15 protein-coding genes are annotated in these 18,993 nt (G+C 73.1%); 11 read left to right on the forward strand and 4 right to left on the reverse strand.

Going from position 1 to position 18,993, the window contains the following annotated elements; all coding sequences use genetic code 11:
- The first annotated feature begins 336 nt into the window (after positions 1-336).
- Both ACZ6SQ_RS25660 and ACZ6SQ_RS25665 read left to right on the forward strand, forming a co-directional pair.
- Positions 337-1,164, forward strand: a complete 828-nt coding sequence (locus ACZ6SQ_RS25660) for an enoyl-CoA hydratase family protein (RefSeq protein WP_386383252.1) — start codon at positions 337-339, stop codon at positions 1,162-1,164.
- Positions 1,165-1,166: 2 nt separating this feature from the next.
- Positions 1,167-3,470, forward strand: coding sequence for a bifunctional salicylyl-CoA 5-hydroxylase/oxidoreductase (locus ACZ6SQ_RS25665; RefSeq protein WP_469565994.1), 2,304 nt, complete (start codon positions 1,167-1,169; stop codon positions 3,468-3,470).
- 297 nt (positions 3,471-3,767) lie between these two features.
- On the opposite strand, the gene ACZ6SQ_RS25670 is transcribed toward ACZ6SQ_RS25665, so the two are convergent.
- Together ACZ6SQ_RS25670 and ACZ6SQ_RS25675 are read right to left on the reverse strand one after the other, a co-directional pair.
- Positions 3,768-4,586 carry a PaaX family transcriptional regulator gene (locus tag ACZ6SQ_RS25670; protein WP_469565996.1) on the reverse strand — a complete coding sequence of 273 codons (819 nt, stop codon included), beginning with the start codon at positions 4,584-4,586 and terminating at the stop codon, positions 3,768-3,770.
- A gap of 15 nt (positions 4,587-4,601) precedes the next feature.
- Positions 4,602-6,275, reverse strand: a complete 1,674-nt coding sequence (locus ACZ6SQ_RS25675; protein ID WP_469566035.1) for an AMP-binding protein — start codon at positions 6,273-6,275, stop codon at positions 4,602-4,604.
- Between the two features lie 50 nt (positions 6,276-6,325).
- Between ACZ6SQ_RS25675 and ACZ6SQ_RS25680 the strand changes: the two genes are divergently transcribed.
- The 7 genes from ACZ6SQ_RS25680 (at position 6,326) to ACZ6SQ_RS25710 (ending at position 15,387) form a co-directional block, all read left to right on the forward strand.
- Positions 6,326-7,450, forward strand: a complete 1,125-nt coding sequence (locus tag ACZ6SQ_RS25680) for an acyl-CoA dehydrogenase family protein (RefSeq protein WP_469565998.1) — start codon at positions 6,326-6,328, stop codon at positions 7,448-7,450.
- 151 nt (positions 7,451-7,601) lie between these two features.
- The gene (locus tag ACZ6SQ_RS25685; protein WP_386383259.1) at positions 7,602-8,000 is read left to right on the forward strand and encodes a RidA family protein; all 399 of its coding nucleotides are present in this window, start codon (positions 7,602-7,604) and stop codon (positions 7,998-8,000) included.
- A gap of 131 nt (positions 8,001-8,131) precedes the next feature.
- Positions 8,132-8,557: a DUF6299 family protein gene (locus tag ACZ6SQ_RS25690; RefSeq protein WP_469566001.1), complete on the forward strand. Its 426-nt coding sequence runs from the start codon at positions 8,132-8,134 to the stop codon at positions 8,555-8,557.
- A gap of 224 nt (positions 8,558-8,781) precedes the next feature.
- Positions 8,782-9,699, forward strand: a complete 918-nt coding sequence (locus ACZ6SQ_RS25695; protein WP_469566003.1) for a GHMP family kinase ATP-binding protein — start codon at positions 8,782-8,784, stop codon at positions 9,697-9,699.
- A 253-nt stretch (positions 9,700-9,952) separates the two neighbouring features.
- Positions 9,953-10,843, forward strand: a complete 891-nt coding sequence (locus tag ACZ6SQ_RS25700) for a hypothetical protein (protein ID WP_469566005.1) — start codon at positions 9,953-9,955, stop codon at positions 10,841-10,843.
- Positions 10,840-13,173: a bifunctional serine/threonine-protein kinase/ABC transporter substrate-binding protein gene (locus ACZ6SQ_RS25705; RefSeq protein WP_469566007.1), complete on the forward strand. Its 2,334-nt coding sequence runs from the start codon at positions 10,840-10,842 to the stop codon at positions 13,171-13,173. The genes ACZ6SQ_RS25700 and ACZ6SQ_RS25705 overlap by 4 nt, the downstream gene beginning before the upstream one ends.
- Positions 13,174-13,239: 66 nt before the next feature.
- Positions 13,240-15,387: a bifunctional serine/threonine-protein kinase/ABC transporter substrate-binding protein gene (locus ACZ6SQ_RS25710; protein ID WP_469566009.1), complete on the forward strand. Its 2,148-nt coding sequence runs from the start codon at positions 13,240-13,242 to the stop codon at positions 15,385-15,387.
- Positions 15,388-15,390: 3 nt separating this feature from the next.
- On the opposite strand, the gene ACZ6SQ_RS25715 is transcribed toward ACZ6SQ_RS25710, so the two are convergent.
- Positions 15,391-15,570 carry a DUF397 domain-containing protein gene (locus ACZ6SQ_RS25715; protein WP_469566011.1) on the reverse strand — a complete coding sequence of 60 codons (180 nt, stop codon included), beginning with the start codon at positions 15,568-15,570 and terminating at the stop codon, positions 15,391-15,393.
- Between the two features lie 220 nt (positions 15,571-15,790).
- Between ACZ6SQ_RS25715 and ACZ6SQ_RS25720 the strand changes: the two genes are divergently transcribed.
- Complete coding sequence (locus tag ACZ6SQ_RS25720; RefSeq protein ID WP_469566013.1) at positions 15,791-16,357, forward strand: ATP-binding protein; 567 nt, start codon at positions 15,791-15,793, stop codon at positions 16,355-16,357.
- Here ACZ6SQ_RS25720 and ACZ6SQ_RS25725 read toward each other — a convergent pair.
- Positions 16,281-17,810, reverse strand: a complete 1,530-nt coding sequence (locus ACZ6SQ_RS25725; protein ID WP_386383276.1) for a helix-turn-helix domain-containing protein — start codon at positions 17,808-17,810, stop codon at positions 16,281-16,283. The genes ACZ6SQ_RS25720 and ACZ6SQ_RS25725 overlap by 77 nt on opposite strands.
- 443 nt (positions 17,811-18,253) lie before the next feature.
- Here ACZ6SQ_RS25725 and ACZ6SQ_RS25730 point away from each other — a divergent pair, with 443 nt between their 5' ends.
- The gene (locus ACZ6SQ_RS25730; RefSeq protein WP_469566015.1) at positions 18,254-18,964 is read left to right on the forward strand and encodes an AAA family ATPase; all 711 of its coding nucleotides are present in this window, start codon (positions 18,254-18,256) and stop codon (positions 18,962-18,964) included.
- The last annotated feature ends 29 nt before the right edge of the window (positions 18,965-18,993 follow it).

Raw genomic sequence — 18,993 nt, forward strand, 5'->3', positions numbered from 1 at the left:
CGGGACCGTCCGTCCCGCTACCGGGGCGCTTACCCCGGGCGACGCCAGGCCTCCCGCGCGCGAGCACACTGTTACCGCGTTATCGACTGGCCGAGGACGGGTGGTGACGTGTGTGACAGAAGCGGAGCACGACGGTCCGGGTGAGACCTCCCCGGACCCGGCCTCTCCCCGGACCGGGACTTCTCCCCGGACCGGTAGCTCTCCCCGCCCCGGGCCCCGGCCTGGACCTCTCGCCAGAAACGCATATCGCGTGACCCTGACGACAGTCACGAATCGGTGATACGTTCAGGGTGTAGAGCTCAGTGAGGCAGTGCCCGCCCGAGGAGGCCGCACCCCATGAGTCCCTTCACCGGCTCCGCCGGCCGCACGGCCGACTGGCGTCATCTGCGCCTCGACGTCACCGACGGCGTCGCCACCGTCACCCTCGCGCGCCCCGCCAAGCTCAACGCCCTCACCTTCGGCGCCTACGCCGACCTGCGCGATCTGCTCGCCGAGCTGTCGCGCGAACGCGCGGTGCGGGCGCTGGTGCTGGCGGGGGAGGGGCGCGGCTTCTGCTCGGGCGGTGACGTGGACGAGATCATCGGCGCCACCCTGTCGATGGACACCGCGCAGCTCCTGGACTTCAACCGGATGACCGGTCAGGTGGTCCGCGCGATCAGGGAGGCGCCCTTCCCGGTCGTCGCCGCCCTGCACGGGGTGGCAGCGGGCGCCGGCGCGGTCCTCGCCCTGGCGGCGGACTTCCGGGTGGCCGACCCGACAACCCGCTTCGCCTTCCTCTTCACCCGCGTGGGCCTCTCCGGCGGTGACATGGGCGCGGCCTATCTGCTCCCCAGGGTCGTGGGCCTCGGCCACGCCACCCGTCTGCTGATGCTGGGCGACCAGGTGCGGGCTCCCGAGGCGGAACGCATCGGCCTGATCAGCGAGCTGACCGACGAGGGCCGCGCGCACGAGGCGGCCACCGCCCTCGCCGGGCGCCTCGCCGCCGGCCCCGCCCTCGCCCACGCCCAGACCAAGGCCCTCCTCACCGCCGAACTGGACATGCCCCTGGCGGCGGCCGTGGAAATGGACGCGGCGACCCAGGCGCTCCTGATGAACGGCGAGGACTACGCGGAATTCCACGCGGCGTTCACCGAGAAGCGCCCTCCGAAGTGGCAGGGGAGGTAGCGATGTTCCCGACGCGGGGCACGGCAGCGCACCCCCCACGCATCGCGATCATCGGCGGCGGCCCCGGCGGCCTCTACGCAGCCGCCCTGCTGAAACGCCGCGATCCCACCCGCCAGGTGACCCTCTGGGAACGCAACGCCCCCGAGGACACCTTCGGTTTCGGCGTCGTCCTCTCCGACGAGACCCTCGGCGGCATCGAACACGCCGACCCCCAGGTCTACACGGCCCTCCAGGAGCACTTCACCCGCTGGGACGACATCGACATCGTCCTCCGGGCCGCCCGCCAGACCTCCGGAGGACACGGCTTCGCCGCCCTCGGCAGAAAACGCCTCCTCCAGATCCTCCACACCCGCTGCGAGGACCTGGGCGTCACCCTCAACTTCCGTACACCCGCACCCGATCCGGTCGGCCTCATGGCGACCCACGACCTCGTCATCGCCGCCGACGGAGTGCACAGCACCACCCGCGAGAAGTACGCCGACGCCTTCCGCCCCACCGTCGAACCGCACCGCTGCCGCTACATCTGGCTGGCCGCCGACTTCGCCTTCGACGCCTTCCGGTTCGAGATCGCCGAGACCGAGCACGGCGTGATGCAGCTGCACGGCTACCCGTACTCCGACGACGCCTCCACCGTGATCGTCGAGATGCGCGAGGAGGTCTGGCACGCGGCCGGTTTCGACGAGATGGACCCGGCCGAGTCCGTCGAGCGCTGCGCCAAGATCTTCGGCGACGCGCTCGGCGGCCGGCCGCTGCGCTCCAACAACTCCGCCTGGACGACGTTCCGTACGGTCGTCTGCGAGCGCTGGTCCCACGACAACCTGGTCCTGCTCGGCGACGCCGCCCACACGGCCCACTTCTCCATCGGCTCGGGCACCAAGCTCGCCGTCGAGGACGCCCTCGCACTCGTCGCCTGCCTGGAGGAACAGCCGGACACGGCGAGCGCGTTGGCGGCGTACGAGGAGGAGCGCAGGCCCGTCGTGGCGTCCACCCAGCGCGCGGCCAGGGCCAGCCTGGAGTGGTTCGAGGACCTCGCGCGCCATCTCGACCAGCCGCCACGCCAGTTCGCGTTCAACCTGCTCACCCGCAGCCGCCGGGTCACCCATGACAACCTCCGGCTGCGGGACGCCCACTTCACCGAGTCCGTGGAGCGGGAGTTCGGCTGTCCGCCCGGCACGCCTCCGATGTTCACCCCGTTCCGGCTGCGCGGGCTGACCCTGCGCAACCGGGTCGTCGTGTCGCCGATGGACCTGTACTCCGCCCAGGACGGCGTGCCCGGCGACTTCCACCTCGTCCACCTCGGCGCGCGGGCGCTCGGCGGGGCCGGGCTGGTGATGACCGAGATGGTGTGCGTGAGCGAGGAGGGCAGGATCACCCCGGGCTGCGCCGGCCTGTACACGGGACGGCAGGGCGAGGCGTGGAAGCGGATCGTCGGATTCGTGCACGGGCAGTCGCCCGGCACCGCGATCGGTGTCCAGCTCGGCCACTCCGGGCGCAAGGGCTCGACGAAGCTGATGTGGGAGGGCATGGACGAGCCGCTGCCCGACGGCAACTGGCCGCTGGTCGCCGCGTCCGCGCTGCCGTACCGGCCGGGCAGCCAGACCCCGCGCGCTCTGTCGCGGGCCCAGCTCACGGACATCCGAGAGCAGTTCACGGCCGCCGCGTCACGGGCCGCGCGGGCCGGGTTCGACCTGCTCGAACTGCACTGCGCGCACGGCTATCTGCTCTCCGGCTTCCTCTCCCCGCTGACCAACCGTCGCACCGACGCCTACGGCGGCTCGCTCCCGCGGCGGCTGCGCTTCCCGCTGGAGGTCTTCGACGCGGTGCGCGCGGTGTGGCCGCCGGAGCGGCCCATGACCGTCCGTATCTCCGCCACCGACTGGGCCGAGGGCGGCACCACCGCCGAGGACGCCGTCGAGATCGCGCGGGCCTTCGCCGCGCACGGCGCCGACGCGATCGACGTCTCGACCGGGCAGGTGGTGGCCGAGGAGCGGCCGGAGTTCGGGCGGTCGTACCAGACGCCGTTCGCCGACCGGATCCGCCACGAGGCGCGCGTCCCGGTGATCGCCGTCGGCGCGATCTCCTCCTGGGACGACGTCAACTCCCTGATCCTCGCGGGCCGTACGGACCTGTGCGCGCTGGCCCGTCCGCACTTGTACGACCCGCACTGGACCCTGCACGCCGCCGCCGAGCAGGGCTACGCCGGGCCGGGAGCCGTATGGCCCGCCCCCTACCGCGCCGGCAGCCGCCGCCCCAACACGGGCCGCACGGACGCCCCCAAGCCGCGCCTGGGCCTGGGCCGTTCATGAGGACTCCGTCCTCCACGCGGCGTACACCGTTCGTCCGCGCCACCGCCGTGCCCAGTCGCGCAGTTCCCCGCGCCCCCAGGAGGGGCGTCGGGCACGTGCCCTGAAGGGGCGCGGGGAACTGCGCGGGCAACCACGACGTGCCCGCGGCTTGAACGGGCCGGCGGCGTGCGTGACCCGCGCCCTCAGGAGGCGCTTCGGGCATGTGCCCCGTAGGGGCGCGGGGAACTGCGCGAGCGACCACCACGCACCCGCGGACCGAATCACGCACCCCGCGCCCCGGGGACGCCGACGTGGCCGTCAGCCGCGCAGACCAGCGAACCCCGCCCCCGCCTCCCGCAACCGTTCGTCCAGCGCATGGAACACGCCCGCCGAGCGGACGCCCGGCCAGTCCGCGGGCAGCAGGTGCGCGGGCAGGCCGGGGTCGATGTACGGCAGGTGCCGCCAGGAGTCCAGGGCGAGCAGATAGTCGCGGTAGGCCTCCTCGGGAGGCGTGTCCGCGCGCCGCTGCCAGGCCTGCAGCACCGGCCCGTGCCGGTCGAGGAACGCCTCGTGCTCCTTGGCGACGGCCGCCAGGTCCCACCAGCGAGCGACGGACTCCACGGTCGGCGCGAAGCCGAGATGCTCGCCGCGGAAGAGGTCGACGTACGGCTCGAGCCGCAGCCGCTGAAGCGTGTGCCGGGTCTCCTCGTACAGCCGCGCCGGCGCGATCCACACCCCGGGCGCCGCCGTGCCGAAGCCCAGTCCGGCGAGCCGGGAGCGCAGTACATGCCGCTTCTGCCGCTCCGACTCCGGCACCGAGAACACCGCGAGCACCCAGCCCTCGTCCCCGGGCGGTGCCGTGGCGTACACCCGGCGGTCGCCGTCCTCCAGCAACTGGCGGGCGTCCGGCGAGAGTTCGTAGCCCGCCGCGCCCTCGGCGGTACGGGCGGGCAGCAGCAGCCCGCGCCGTTTGAGCCGGGACACCGACGAACGCACCGAGGGCGCGTCCACGCCCACCGCCGCGAGCAGCCGGATCAGCTCGGCGACGGGCACGGGGCCGGGGAACCGGCGGCCGTACGCGCCGTAGAGCGTGACGATCAGAGACCGTGGTGCATGCTGGTCGGACACGTTGATCATCTTAGGTCGTCGGCATCACGGCTGGTCACCCTCGGTGCGCAGCCGGAACCTCTGGAGCTTGCCGGTGGCCGTGCGCGGCAGCGCGTCGAGGAACACGATCTCCCGCGGGCACTTGTACGGTGCGAGCTCCCCCTTGACGAAGGCGCGCAGGGCGTCGGCGTCGCGCGGGGCGCCCTCGCGCAGCACGGCGAAGGCCACGACGACCTGGCCGCGGTCCTCGTCCGGCCGGCCCACCACGGCCGCCTCCACCACGTCCGGATGCCGCAGCAGCGCGTCCTCGACCTCGGGTCCCGCGATGTTGTAACCGGCCGAGATGATCATGTCGTCCGCGCGGGCGACATAGCGGAAGTAGCCGTCCGGCTCGCGGACGTAGGTGTCGCCGGTGACGTTCCAGCCGTCCCGCACATACACGCTCTGGCGGGGGTCGGCGAGATAGCGGCAGCCGACCGGGCCGCGCACGGCGAGGAGTCCGGGTTCCCCGTCGGGCACCGGCTCGCCGTGCTCGTCCTGCACACGCGCCTGCCAGCCGGGGACGGGGACACCCGTGCGGCCGGGGCGTACGGCGTCGTCGGCGGCCGAGATGAAGATGTGCAGCAGTTCGGTGGCGCCGATGCCGTTGATGATCCGCAGGCCGGTGCGCTCGTGCCAGGCCCGCCAGGTGGCCTCGGGCAGGTTCTCCCCGGCCGAGACGCAGCGGCGCAGCGAGCCCAGGTCGTGCTCGTCGGCCGCGGCGAGCATCGCGCGGTACGCGGTCGGCGCGGTGAACAGCACCGACACCCGGTGCTCCGCGATCGCGGGCGGCAGCTGTCCGGGCCCGGCCTGCTCCAGCAGTAGCGCGCTGGCACCGGCCCGCATCGGGAAGACGACCAGCCCGCCGAGGCCGAAGGTGAAGCCGAGCGGCGGACTGCCCGCGAACACGTCGTCGTGGCGCGGCTTCAGCACATGCTCCGAGAAGGTGTCCGCGACGGCCAGGACGTCACGGTGGAAGTGCATGCACCCCTTCGGGCGGCCGGTGGTGCCCGAGGTGAACGCGATCAGCGCCACGTCGTCGGCCGCGGTGTCCACCGCCCGGTAGGGCCCGTCCGGCGCCGGACGGCTCATCAGATCGTCCGGCCCGTCACCGCCGTACGTCGTGACCGACAGCCCCGGCACCTCAGCCTTGGCGAGGTCGTCCACCGCGCGGACGTCGCACAGGGCGTGGCGCACACGGGCGATCTCACACATCGTGCGCAGCTCGTGCGGCCGCTGCTGGGCGAGCACGGTGACGGCGACCGCACCGGCCTTCAGCACGGCCAGCCAGCAGGCCGCCAGCCACGGGGTGGTGGGGCCGCGCAGCAGCACCCGGTTGCCGGGCACCACGCCCAGCTCGCCGGTCAGGACGTGCGCGATCCGGTCCACGCGGGCGCGCAGCTCGCCGTACGTCCAGATCGCGTCCGGGGTCCGGAACACCGGACGGCCGTCCGGTGGCCCGTGCAGCAGCTCGGCGGCGCAGTTCAGTCGTTCGGGGTAGTGCAGCTCCGGCAGATCGAACAGGAGCTCCGGCCACTGTTCGCGCGGCGGAAGGTGGTCGCGCGCGAAGGTGTCGAGATGGGCCGACTCGTTCATGGCGGTTCGCCCCCTGGATCGAGGTGGCTCACACACGGCTCGGATGGGCAGCGCCCTTGGAGCGTATCGCCTTGGTGACGGCAGTCAAGGGAGCGCGATATGGTCGGGAGCAGGCCTGGCAGAGGGGACCGGCGATGACCGCATTCTCGCTCGAACCAGCACAAAGCGCCTGGTGTGCCGAACTGCGCGCCCTGGCCGCCGAACGGCTGCGCCCGCTCGCCGAGAAGGGCGAGGAGGGGCACGTCAACCGCGCGCTCGTGGCCGAACTCGGCCGACTCGGGCTGCTGGAGCGCCTGTTCACCTCGGGCGCCCTCGATCTCTGCCTGATGCGCGAGTCCCTCGCCTACGCCTGCACGGAGGCCGAGACCGCGCTCGCCCTCCAGGGCCTCGGCGCCCATCCCGTGCACGCGCACGGCAGCCCGGCCCAGCGCGAGCGCTGGCTGCCCCTGGTCACCGACGGGTCCGCCGTCGCCGCGTTCGCGCTGACCGAGCCCGGCGCGGGCTCCGACGCGGCCGCCCTCGCGCTCGCCGCCACGCCCGACGGCCCCGGCCGTCGGCGCCTCACCGGCGAGAAGCGCTGGATCTCCAACGCCCCCGAGGCCGACTTCTACACCGTCTTCGCCCGCACCGCGCCCGGCCCGCGCGGCGTGACCGCCTACCTCGTCCCCGCCGACCGGCCGGGCCTGACGGGCACCGCCCTCGACATGCTCTCCCCGCACCCCATCGGCAGCCTCGCCTTCGACGCCGTACCCGTCACCGACGCCGACGTCCTCGGCGAGACCGGCCGCGGCCTGCGCGTCGCCCTCGGCACGCTCACCCTCTTCCGGCCCAGCGTCGGCGCCTTCGCAGTCGGCATGGCCCAGGCCGCGCTCGACGCGAGCGTCACCCACACCGCCGAGCGGGAGGCCTTCGGCGGCACGCTGAGCGACCTCCAGGCCGTCGCCCACCAGATCGCGGAGATGGCTCTGCGCACGGAGGCGGCGCGCCTGATGGTCTACGCGGCCGCGGCGGCGCACGACCGGGGCGACAGCGACGTCCCGCGCCGTGCGGCGATGGCGAAGCTGCTCGCCACGGAGACCGCGCAGTACGTCGTCGACGCAGCGGTCCAGCTGCACGGCGCCCGGGCCCTGCGGCGCGGGCACCTGCTGGAGCACCTGTACCGCGAGGTGCGGGCGCCCCGGATCTACGAGGGCGCCAGCGAGGTGCAGCGCGGAATCATCGCCAAGGAGACCTACCGGGCGGCGGGGACCGACGGATGAGGCCTGCGCGGGACGTACGGGACGCGGACAGGCGGACGGGCGGACTGGTGCAAGGGGCTACAGGCCCGGGACGCGGAGGGTGGCCGGGTGATGGCGGATGTGACGAGGAGGGTGGCCGGGTGATGGCTGACGTGACCAGGAGGGCGGTCCGATGAGTGCCGAGCGCGTCAATCCTCCGGAGCTGTCCCCGCCCACCGGCTTCTCGCACGCCGTCGTGGCCACCGGCTCCCGTGTCGTGTTCCTCGCCGGCCAGACCGCGCTGGACACGGACGGCAAGGTCGTCGGGGACACCCTGCCCGAGCAGTTCGAACGGGCTCTCGGCAATCTGCTGGCCGCCCTCGAGGCGGCGGGCGGCACCCCGGCAGACCTCGCCCGGGTCACCGTCTACGCCACGGACGTCGCCGAGTACCGGGCCCGAGCCGCCGAACTGGGCCGCGTATGGCGGCGGTTGGCCGGACGGGAGTATCCGGCGATGGCCGTCGTGGAGGTCGTACGGCTGTGGGACGAGGCGGCGCGGGTGGAGCTGGACGGGTTCGCGGTGCTGCCGTGAGGCACCGAGGCCGGTCGCGCGGGACCGGCCCGGCCACGGCGGTCAACACGCCGACGAAGGGGTGACGGTCACCGCGGCCGGGCGGGCCGCCGGGTACCACAGGAAGCCCCCGCAACAGGAGGTTTCCCCTGATGAAGTACCGCTCCCTGCTCGGCGCCGCGGCCGGTGCCGCGCTGCTGCTCGCCGCCCCGGCCGTGCCCGCGACGGCCGACGCCGCCGAGAGCGTCACCGTCGACTCCGTCGGCCGGCTCGCGACCGACGGCACGGTCACCCTGTCCGGCACCTACCGCTGCACCGGCGCCGCCGGGCCGGTGTTCGTCTCCTCCAGCCTCAGCCAGGACCGGCCGTCCGTACGCCACGGCATCGGCGGCTCGCGGGCCGTCTGCGACGGGGCCGAGCACCGCTGGGTGAACTCCGGCCTCACGACGGACGGTTCGCTGCACGCCGGAGCCGCCGGGGTCGAGGCCGCGCTGATGGAACTGCACCCCGAGGGCGGCCTGCCGTTGCCGCGCTTCCACGCGACGCGCACGCAGGAGGTCGTCCTGACGGAGGGCTGAGCGGTCACACGAGGACGCGCACGACGCGCACGACGCGCACGACCGGCGCGACCTGCACGACCGGCACGAGGCGGCCGTCGGACTCCACGGAGCCGACGGCCGCCTTCGCGTGAAGGTGCCCGCCTGCGCGTGAAGACGCCCGCCTGCGCGTGAAGACGCCCGCCCGATCTGCGAGGCTCCGTGAGCGGTCCGGTCAGGTTCCGGCCCCCGAGGAAGTCGAGGACATGGTGGATGGATCCGGTTGGCGCGTCGGTACCGCCTCGGCGCCCGTACATCACGGCGAAATCCTCCAGGGCGTCTTCGCACACCAGGGCCGGCTCACCCGGGGACTGGTCACGCTGCCCTGCACCGTCCACACCACCCGGGCCTCCTTCGTCCCCGCGCGGGGCGGGGAGCTGACCGTCCTCCCCGCCTGGAAGGCCAAGGCCCGGCGTGCCGCGCGGCTCGCCGTCGAGGCCTGCGCCCGGCCCGGCGACGGACCCGTCGGCGGCCGTCTCGAACTGACCGGGGACGTGCCGCTGGGCCGCGGGTTCGGCTCCTCCACCAGTGACGTCCTGGCCGCGATCCGGGCCGTGCGGGACGCCCTGGGGCGCCCGCTGCGGGCCGAGACCGTCGCGCGGATCGCGGTCCGCGCCGAAACGGCCTCCGACTCCCTGATGTTCGAGGGGAGTTCGGTGCTGTTCGCGCAGCGCGAGGGCGAGGTCATCGAGGACTTCGGCCACCCCGTGCCGGCCGTCCGGGTCCTCGGGTTCGGCTCACGCCCCGAGAACGGGGGCAGAGGCGTCGACACCCTGTCCCTCCCGCCCCCGCGCTACGACGACACGGAGATCGGCGTCTTCGCCGGGCTCCGGACCATGCTGCGCGAGGCCGTCCACACCAAGGACGTCGCCCTGATCGGCGCGGTCGCCTCCGCCAGCACCGAGATCAACCAGCGGCATCTGCCCGTCCCGCTCCTGGACGACCTGCGTACCGTCGCCCGGGAGACCGGCGCCCTCGGCATCCAGACCGCGCACAGCGGCGACATCGCCGGACTCCTCTACGACCGCGACGACCCCGGGACGGATGCCCGCACCGACCGCGCCCGCGCCCTTCTGCACACCATCGGCATCCACGAGCAGTGGAGCTTCACGACGGGCGGCTGACCGGCATCGGATGTCCCGGGCATCGCACGGAGAGCCATCAGAGGGTAGAGGTGCGACGTGATCACCACGACCGAGACCGGACCCCTGTTTCCGGCCGACCGATGGTGAACCACCGGGGCGGGCCGATCGAGGTCGATGTGCCAAGTCCGTTGCAGATCAGTCGAGTTGGTGTTCGGTGACGGATGCTGTGCGCCAGACTGGCCCCCTACGTACCGCCGGACGGCGGGGCACGTCCCAACGGGTGGGGGCTGGGATGACCAGACGGGGACCGGTGGTGACGGCGGTGGCGGGGACCCTGCTGCTCGCCGGGTGCACGAGTGACGGAGACGGCGGTTCCGCCAGGTCGGCGACGACCGCTCCGACGCCGAGTGCGGCGGACGGGGCGGGCGGCCCCTCGTCCCCGGCGGCCACCGGGGACGAGGACGAGCCGTACACGATGGACGAGGAGCGGGCACCGAAGACCCGCGCCGAGGCGGTGGCCTTCGTCAGGGGGCTCACCGTGCGGCCGGACAACTTCGGGCCGGGGTTCCGCAAGGCGCAGCCGTTCGAGAGCGACCCGGCCGAGTGGGCCGTGCTGGACGGGGACTGCTCATGGCAGCGGCAACCGCTGCCCGGCACGGTCCTGGCCAGTCTCACCCGGAGGTTCGTGCTTCCGGGCGGAGGGGACAAGGGTCCGGTGCACGTGTCCCTGACCGTGACCGTCCACCAGGACACCACGGCCGCCCGCAGGGACATGGCCAGGTCCCTGGAGGAGGCGATGCGCTGCCCCGACCAGCGGCTCAACGCCACCGAGCGGTTGCGCGGACTGTACTCGCGGGCCGATCCGTTCTCCGAGGCGCGCAACGGGATCACCGACGACGACCTCGTCGAGACGGGCGAGTACCTGGTGGACGGCACGAAGGGCGCCCTGCAGTTCGACTGGTTCAAGTACCGGCTCGGTCCCGTCACGGTCGCCGCGACGGACCGGATCGGGGCGGGCCACAGTACCGAGGAGGCGACCGACATCGCCGGGGGCGTGGCGCAGGGAGTCGGTCACACCTCCGCCGAGATCGACAGCATCGGCGGCAACACGGCGAAGGACGCCGCCACCGCGGGGAGCGAGGAGAGTACGGGCACCGCCGAGGAGACGGAGGGTTCGCGATGAGCGAGCCGCTGAGGCCGACCGACCCGTCCCGTATCGCCGGCTTCCGGCTGCTGCGGCGCCTCGGCGCGGGCGGCATGGGCGTGGTCTACCTGGGACGCGACGAGGACGGCACACTCGCCGCGGTGAAGGTGATCCGGGGCGACAGCGCCCACGACCCCGCCTTCCGGGCACGGTTCACCCGCGAGGCCGAACTGGCCCAGCGGGTGACGAGCCGCTCGGTGGTGCCCGTGCTCGGCGCGGACGTGCAGGCGGACGAGCCGTGGCTGGCGACGGCGTTCGTGCCCGGCCCCTCGCTCGCCGAGGCGGTCGCCGCGCACGGCCCGCTGCCCCAGGCCGCCGCCCGCTCGCTCGGCAGGCTGCTGGCGGACGCGCTGGCGGACCTCCACGCGGCCGGGCTGGTCCACCGGGACGTCAAGCCCGGCAATGTGCTTCTGGCCCTCGACGGGCCCCGTCTGATCGACTTCGGGGTGGCCCGGGCCGAGGACGACACGGCGCTGACGGCCTCCGGCATGGTCGTCGGCAGCCCCGGCTTCCTCTCGCCCGAACAGGCCCGCGGCGAATCCGCGACCCCCGCGAGCGACGTCTTCGCCCTCGGCGGCGTCCTGGCCTACTCCCTGACCGGCCGCCCGCCCTTCGGCACCGGCGCGCCGGAGGCCCTGCTGTACCGCACGGTCCACGACGAACCCGGACTCGAAGGGATCGACGACGGCTCGCTGGCCCTCGTCTCCCGCTGCCTGTCCAAGGACCCGGCGGACCGGCCGACGGCCCGGGACGTACGACACCTCCTGGCCGACGACGCCCCTCTCGACGGGGCCTCGGCCGACGACGCCCCTCCCGACGGGGCCTCGGACGACGACGCCCCCGGCGGCGGAGCCCCACCGCCCGCCCCGGACGGTGCTCCCGGCGGCGGAGCCCGACCGCCCACCCCGGACAGTGCCCTTCACCTCCCCGACGCGATCGCCCGCATGATCGCCGCGCGCTCCGCCGAGAGCCTCGCGCTGCCCGGGATCGAGCCGACCGAGATCGACGGCTCCGGCAGCGCGACGGCGACCACCGGCGACGAACCCCGTGACGCGACGGCTCCCCGGCCGAACCGTCGTCGACTGCTGCTGGCCGGCGGGGCGTTGCTGCTGGCCGGGGGAGGCGCGGGTGCCGCCGCGCTGCTCACCGGCCGCGACGACGAGGGCGAGAAGCCCGCCGCCGCCCGCCCCGTGTACACCCTGGGCGTGCATGTCACCGACTCCGCCGAGCCGATCAGCCGGGTCAGCGAACGCGCCGCCCTGCTGGCCGTCGCCCAGCACAACGCCGTCCGCAACCGCCGGTACGACCTGAAGGTCCGCGTGCTGCGGGACCGCGGCGACGTGGCCGGCGCGCAGGACGTGGCCGGCCGGTTCACCGCCGACCGGAACGTCGTGGCCGTCCTCGGGCCGGTCACCGAGCTCCCGATGCGGTCGGCGGCGAAGGTCTACGGCCAGGCCGGGCTGACCCATGTGTCCAGCAGCACGGGCCAGTTGGACTACTTCGTCACCTCGCCCACGGCGTCCTTCCAGACCGGCGTGGCACATGTCGCGCTCGGCGGCTGGATCGCCCTGCACGCCCTGATCACCGAACGGCTGGGACACATCGGCGTGGTTCTGGACCGCTCCGGGGGTACGACCATCCAGGACCAGGCGTCCCTGCTCGTGCGGCAGTGGCGCGACACCCTCGGCGGCCGGGTGGTGCCCCGTGTCGTGGCCGAGGAGACCGGCGACGGCCCGGACGCCGTACGCGGGCTGCTCGCCTCCGGAGTGACCGCCTTCGCCTACCTCGGCCCGCTGGACGCCACCGTCGCCGCGGCCCGGCAGCTCGCCACGGCCGGCTTCACCGGTCCGCGCTGGATGCAACACCTGCTGTACGGCTCGGAGTTCCCGAGTCTGGCGGGCGCCGCGGGCGAAGGCTGGTACGTCGTCGACTCCGCGGCCGACCCGTCCGCGCTCACCACCAAGGCGGCGCGGGACTTCACCGCCGCGTGGCGGGCCCGCTACAGGGCCGCGCCGGAACCGTACGCCGCGGAGGCGTACGACTCGGTGCGCATGCTGCTCGGCGAGTTCGCCCGTACGGTACCCGCGAAGCGCGGCGCCCGCCCGGCGAGGGCCGAACTCGGCGAGCGCATGGCGAAGGCCACGTACCAGGGCATGGACCGGACCTACACCTTCGGCGACTACCACCAGTTCAACAGCGAAGGGGAGGGGTGGATGACCAGCACCTACGTGCATGAGGCGCGCGACGGCCGCTTCCGCCAGCTGGGTTCCCTCGCCGACCTCCAGGCCGCGACCGGCGCCGAGGGCTGAGCCCCGGGCGCACAGGCGGGCACGACCGGCGAACTGGAGAAGACCTGCAGAAGGGAGGTCCGCGGCGTGGACCGGCTGCTGCCGTCCGACCCGTCCATGATCGGCGAGTACCGGCTGGCGGCGAGGCTCGGCGCGGGCGGGATGGGCGTGGTGTACCTGGCGCGCTCCCCGCACGGCATCTGGTGTGCCCTGAAGTCGATCCGCCCCGAGCACGCCGACGACCCCGGGTTCCGCGCCCGGTTCCGCCGCGAGACGGAACTGGCGGCACGGCTGCGGGCCCGCTGGACCGTGCCGGTGCTCGCGGCCGACGCCGACGCCCGCTCCCCGTGGCTGGTCACGGCCTACGTGGCCGGCCCCTCCCTCGCCGAGGCCGTCGCCCTGCACGGCCCCTGGCCGGCGGAGCAGTCGCGCTGCCTGGGTGCCGCGCTGGCCGAGTCGCTGGAGGGGGTGCACGCCTGCGGCCTCGTCCACCGGGACGTGAAGCCCGCCAACATCCTGCTCGCCGCCGACGGTCCTCGCCTGATCGACTTCGGCATCGCCCGCGCGGTCGGCGTCACCGCGCTCACCACCGACGGGTCGGTCGTCGGGTCACCCGGCTATCTCTCGCCCGAGCAGGCCCGCGGCAGCGTGGTGGGACCGCCCAGCGACGTGTTCTCACTGGGCTGCGTCCTCGCCCACACGACCACCGGCCGCCCGGCGTTCGGCTCCGGCGGAGCGGCCGCGGTGCTGTACCGGACCGTGCACGAGGAACCCGACCTGGCCGGAGTGCCCGACGAACTCGCCGGGATCGTACGGCGGTGTCTGGCGAAGGAGCCGGAACAGCGCCCGGCGATCGGCGAACTCCGCGACCACTTCGGCCCGTTCGACGAACGGCACTGGCTGCCCGAGGGCGTGCCCGCCCTGGTCGCGGCCCGCGCGGCGCGGGTGCTGGAGCTGCCGGTGCCGCAGGGCACGGTCACCGAGGGGCATCCGGCGGCGGACGCGCTGGAGGCGCTGGACACGGTGGTACGCGAGGCCGGGCCGAGGGCAGGGGCCTCCCGGCGCCGGGCGCTGACCGTCGGCGGTGCGGTGTTCGGCGTGGGCGCGGCGAGCGTCGGGGGCTGGTGGCTCTGGAGCCGTCGCGGTTCGCCCGCGCCGACCGGTACGAAGCCCTTGCCCCGGAGGGTGATCGGACTCCTCGGCGAACGGGCCGACGCCGTGTTCACCGCGCACGAGCGCGGCGCCCGGCTGGCGGTGGGCGAACACAACCGTGCTTCGCGGCGCGCCTTCGACCTCGTCCTGCGCACCGCCGACGACGCGGGCACCGCCGAGGGGGCCGCCGCCGCGGTCGCCCGGCTGGCCGCCGACCCGGAGGTGTCCGTAGTGATCGGCGCGGGCACCAACACGACCGTACTCGCCGCGATGGATGCCTGCGCTCGGGGCCGTCTGGCCCAACTGGTCACGCGGGCCGACACCAACGAGCTCAACGCCGTCAACACCACGACGACCCTGCTGATGCGCTCGACGACGACCGCCGGACCGCCCGCGATCCTGCGCTATCTGAACCGCGTGGTGAAACCGGCCCGCGCCACCGTCGTCCACGACCTCACCGAAGCCGAGGAGAGCCTCCAGACGGTCCGCAGCATCGTCGTGCACAAGAAGCTCGACGGGAAGGCGACGGTCGAGGAGGTCGCCGCGGACCAGGACTTCGGCTCCGTGGCCCGGCGGATCGCCGACCGTGCCGACGACGCCGTCCTGCTGGCGGGTGTCGATCCCGGCCGGGCCGCGTCCCTGGCACGTGCCCTGCGCGAGGCCGGGTACCGCGGACCGTGCCTGGCGAACGAGCACGTGCTCGGCGCCCGCTTCCTCGCGGAGGCGGAGGGCTGGCTGATCGGCACGGGCTACACCGACGCCGCCGACCCCCGTCTCAAGTCCTTCACCGCGGCCCACCGCGACCGCTTCGGCACTGCCCCCGCCCCTTGGTCCGCCGAGGCCTACGACGCCGTACGCTTCGCCGCCCACGGCCTGACCGCCGCGGGCGACGACCCCCGTACCGCCCTGCGCGCCGAACTCCTGCGCGACCCCTGGCAGGGCGTCACCCGCAGGGTCAGCTACGACGACAGCTCCGAGTTCTTCAGGACCGACGAGGACGCGGGCGCCTTCCTCTACCGGGTGAAGAACCACACCCTCCACTTCGTGGCGCGCTCGGACGACATCGGCAGAACGGAGGGGTGAAGGTCAGCCCTGGGCGGCGTAGCCGACGAAGTCGTTCCACGCGGCGGGGGAGAGGGCGAGTTCGGGGCTCGACTGGTTCTTGGAGTCCCGGACATGGACCGCCTGCGTGCCGTGCGCCACCTCGACGCAGCTGTCACCCTGCGAGCCGCTGTAGCTGCTCTTGAACCAGGTCAGTTCGGACATGCTCATAGCGCTCCTCGCAATCGCTTCAGCAGGCCCACGGAATCCCCGGGGGTCAAGGAACTGGCCAGCTCCCGCGCACCCGTCACGCCGTACCGCTTCTGACTCGCTCCCATCGTCACGCTGGGCAACGCGTACTGTCCACCGTCTGTGTGCGTACGCTGACCCTGCGTACGCGGCGGGTGTCTGGTGAACGGCCCCGAGTCACCGCCAGATTGGGCGCATGACTCCACCGTCCACCCCCATGGACCGCCAAACCCCCGTCACCGTACGTGTGTTCACCAGGCGGTTCAGCTCCACGCCGCACGGCGCCCGCCTCGCCCGCCGTCTGGCGCTGTGCCAACTCGACGCCTGGGGCGTGCCGTACGGCAGCGAGGCCTCCGACACCGCCGCTCTGCTCGTCGCGGAGCTCGCGGCCAACGCCGTGACGCACGGGAGGGTCCCCGACCGGGACTTCGAGGTCGTCGTCAAGCTCGTCGGCCGGACCCTGTGCGTCGAGGTCTCCGACACCAGGGGCGAACGCCGGCCCCCGGCGCCCGGCTCGGCCCGCACCGCACCCCCACCGCTCGCGGAGACCGGCAGGGGCCTGCTGCTCGTGGAGGCCCTGGCCGACCGCTGGGAGGTCCTCGACCGCCTCCCCGTCGGCAAGACGGTCGTCGCCGAACTGGACCTCCCCGCCCAAGGCCGCCCGTCGGGCCTCTGGCCTCCTGGCCTCAGATGTCCCGGAAGATCTCGATCTGTGCCCCCACCGAGTTCAGCCGCTCCGCGAGATCCTCGTAACCCCGGTTGATGACATACACGTTGCGCAGCACGGACGTGCCCTCCGCCGCCATCATCGCCAGCAGGACGACCACGGCGGGCCGCAGCGCGGGCGGGCACATCATCTCGGCGGCGCGCCAGCGGGTGGGGCCCTCGACCAGGACGCGGTGCGGGTCGAGGAGCTGGAGGCGGCCGCCGAGGCGGTTGAGGTCGGTGAGGTAGATCGCGCGGTTGTCGTAGACCCAGTCGTGGATGAGGGTCTTGCCGGAGGCGACGGCCGCGATGGCGGCGAAGAACGGGACGTTGTCGATGTTCAGGCCCGGGAAGGGCATGGGGTGGATCTTGTCGATCGGGGCTTCGAGCTTGGAGGGGCGGACCGTGAGGTCCACCAGGCGGGTGCGGCCGTTGTCCGCGAAGTACTCGGGGCTGCGGTCGTGGTCGAGGCCCATCTCCTCCAGGACCGCGAGCTCGATCTCCAGGAACTCGATGGGGACCCGGCGCACCGTCAGCTCCGACTCCGTCACCACCGCGGCGGCCAGCAGGCTCATCGCCTCGACCGGGTCCTCGGAGGGGGAGTAGTCGACGTCGACGTCGATGGTGGGCACACCGTGCACCGTCAGCGTGGTGGTGCCGATGCCCTCGACCTTGACGCCCAGCGCCTCCAGGAAGAAGCAGAGGTCCTGGACCATGTAGTTGGAGGAGGCGTTGCGGATGACGGTGACGCCGTCGTGCCGGGCGGCGGCCAGCAGCGCGTTCTCGGTCACGGTGTCGCCGCGCTCGGTCAGCACGATCGGGCGGCCGGGCTGCACGGACCGGTCCACCATCGCGTGGTACTGGCCCTCGGTCGCGGCGATGTCCAGACCGAAGCGGCGCAGCGCGATCATGTGCGGCTCGATCGTGCGGGTGCCGAGGTCGCAGCCGCCGGCGTAGGGCAGCTTGAAGCGGTCCATGCGGTGCAGCAGCGGCCCGAGGAACATGATGATGGAGCGGGTGCGGCGGGCCGCGTCCGCGTCGATCGCGTCCATGTTCAGATCGGCCGGCGGCACGATCTCCAGGTCCACGCCGTCGTTGATCCAGCGGGTGCGCACACCGATGGAGTTGAGCACCTCCAGCAGCCGGTAGACCTCCTCGATGCGCGCGACGCGGCGCAGCACCGTGCGGCCCTTGTTGAGCAGCGTGGCGCACAGCAGGGCCACACACGCGTTCTTGCTGGTCTTGACATCGATGGCACCGGACAGCCGGCGTCCGCCGACGACCCGCAGATGCATCGGGCCCGCGTAGCCCAGAGAGACGATTTCGCTGTCGAGAGCTTCACCGATGCGGGCGATCATCTCAAGGCTGATGTTCTGATTGCCGCGCTCGATGCGGTTCACGGCGCTCTGGCTGGTTCCGAGCGCCTCGGCGAGCTGCGTCTGCGTCCAGCCCCGGTGCTGCCGGGCGTCGCGGATGAGCCTGCCGATGCGTACGAGGTAGTCGTCTGCCATGAGGTTGAGGCTATCTCAGATATGAGATGCCGCTCGCCGACAGGGCCATTCGGGTGACGTGTCGTTTGTTTACGGTACAAATGGGTTGAAGTCGGATTTCGTGCGTCGCCAACTCGCCCGCGATTCCTTGCCGCCACAACTCCCCTGATCCGCAAGCCAGTTGCTGTGACTCACGTCACTTGGCGTTCTCTTGGCGACGAGTTGGCGGCCGTGTCACGATTCCTGTACGCGCACCCTGCCCGAAAACAGTCGCTCGGCAGTGGACTGCGTTCTCCTGTGAGCCCGCCCGCTCCGGCCGTCGGCCGTGACCGCGCCACGGGCCCGATTTCCCCCTCCTCTCCGCCCGGACCCCGGGCGCCCTCGTCTCCTCGAACTGGAGACCGATTTGACCTGCCGTCGATCGCGTCCGAAGTCCCGAACGGCGGTCGGAACTGGAGAAGCCCATGAAGATATCCGTGTCCGGAACGTATTCCTCGGGCAAGACCTCGACCGTCATGGCGTTGTCGCACTACACGGGCGTCCCACGCTCCCTCGCCCGGACCATCCGGGAGATCATGCCCGAGGCCCTGCCCGGTGTGAGGCTCGCGGACGTGACGCCGCCGCAGTTCCTCCAGCTCACCCTGCGCCGCCACACCGGCCGCGCCGTCCAGGAAGCCCTGCTCGGGGACCACTTCGTCTCCGACGGATCCTCCCTCCAGGAGTGGCTCTACGGCGCGGCCCGCGTGCGCCACGGCATGAACCCCAACGCCACCGCCGAGATCGGGAGCGGCCCCGCGACCGCCACACCCGAGGAGATGGCGTTCTTCGGCCAGGTCGTCGAGCAGTACGGCCACGCCTTCAAGCAGCACGTGAAGGCGACCTACGACGCCTACGTCCATCTGCGCCACGAACTGCCCATCGCCGCCGACGGCCACCGGCCGATGAACAACGCCTTCCGCGCCACCGTCGACGGCATGCTGCTCGCCACGCTCGACGAGCTGCGGATCCCGTACCACGTCGTCGGCGGCTCCATGCCCGAGCGGCTGGAGACCATCGCCGGCCTCTTCGGCTGGACCCCCGTCATGAGCACCGCGGAAGCGATCGAACTGGCCCGGCGCGAGTACGGCCGCCAGGACTTCCGCATGGAGCACGAGCGGGTACCGGCCGACGCGTGAACTGCCCCGACCACCACCGAAGGAGACCA

It is taken from the genome of Streptomyces sp. NPDC048600 (assembly GCF_055587025.1).